Source organism: Nocardia sp. 852002-20019_SCH5090214 (genome assembly GCF_001665865.1).
In the GTDB taxonomy this organism is placed as follows: Bacteria; Actinomycetota; Actinomycetes; order Mycobacteriales; family Mycobacteriaceae; genus Nocardia; species Nocardia nova.
This window is the reverse complement of record NZ_LZMK01000002.1, coordinates 1-1,099: the sequence shown is the minus strand read 5'-3', so window position 1 is coordinate 1,099 and position 1,099 is coordinate 1. Positions and strand designations below refer to the sequence as shown.

Sequence of the window (1,099 nt, the reverse complement as noted above, 5' to 3'; positions counted from 1 at the left end):
AAAGAGATCGCCGCGAAGGTCGTCGAGGACCTGCTGACTCCCGAGATCCGGGAGCAGATGGCCGAAACCGCCGCCCATGAGGCCGAACTCGCGCTCAACCCGCCCGTCGAACCCGCACCCGAGCCGGAGCCGGAGCCGGTGGCGGCTGCCGAGGCGGAGCCCGCGCTGAAGTACCCGGATGTGGAGACTTTCGTCGAAAAGCATGTGGCGCACCTGTATCGGCGTGAGGTCTCGATGCAGGGCAGCGAGGTCAAGATCCGCTGGTGCCGGGAGTGGTATCTGCATGGTGAGGTGCACGCCCGGTTCGAGGCGCTGTGGATGGCGTTCGAGGCGCTGCGCCAGGGTCCCGGCCCTGAGCAGTCGACGTATTGGCTCAACCACTTCTCGCCGATGATGCGCGAAATCCTCGATATCGAAGGGCCTTTCAAATATTGCTCGGTGTCCGGCGGGCACCAGGAGCAGCTGATTGCGTTGCCGTTCAACCCGGCGCCGCGCGCCAACCCCAGCCAGGCCCAGACCGCTCAACTGTCCGGGATCGTGGTTCCCACCGCGCCGACCGTGCACCACAGCCACGTCGTCTGGCCGGAGTTTCCGTGATGTCGGCGCCCGCACGCCGACCGGCGGCGGCGAACCACGGTGCCAGCCTGGCCCGAGTCACGGCCGCGCTGGAGCACACCGTGGGCTTCGGGCGTCCGGCCGGTGCCTGGACCAAGTACTGCTGCCCGGTGCACGAGGCCGACGGCGGCCATCACAATCCGTCGCTGATCGTGAAGCACTTCGGCGACAAGGGCCGCACCAAGATCCAGTGCCAGGCGGGCTGCCCCGATGAGCAGATCCTCGACTCGCTCGGCCTGCAGGTCCGTGACCTGTATGACGAGCCGATCACCCGCGCGGCCGGCGGCCGCTCCCACGTCCCGGCCCGCCCGCAACAGCGGCGGCCGGTCTCGCGGGCTGAGCAGGCCATCACCGCGGCTGGGCTGCCGCTGCGGAAGGCGAAATCCGATTACGGCCGCCAGCTTTCGTCGTGGAAGCCGGTCGCCAGCTACCCGTATGTGCGGGCCGACGGCTCTGTCGCTGGTGAGGTCGTGCGCCGTGAGGC

General features: G+C 68.8%; 1 protein-coding gene and 1 pseudogene. Both read left to right on the top strand.

The window, feature by feature from the left end; genetic code table 11:
• Positions 1–597 (top strand): DUF4913 domain-containing protein (locus A5780_RS00015; RefSeq protein WP_064907394.1); only part of this gene is annotated, 597 nt, incomplete at its 5' end.
• A pseudogene (locus A5780_RS00010) lies at positions 594–1,099 on the top strand (hypothetical protein); the annotation flags it as partial. The gene A5780_RS00015 and the pseudogene A5780_RS00010, both read left to right, overlap by 4 nt.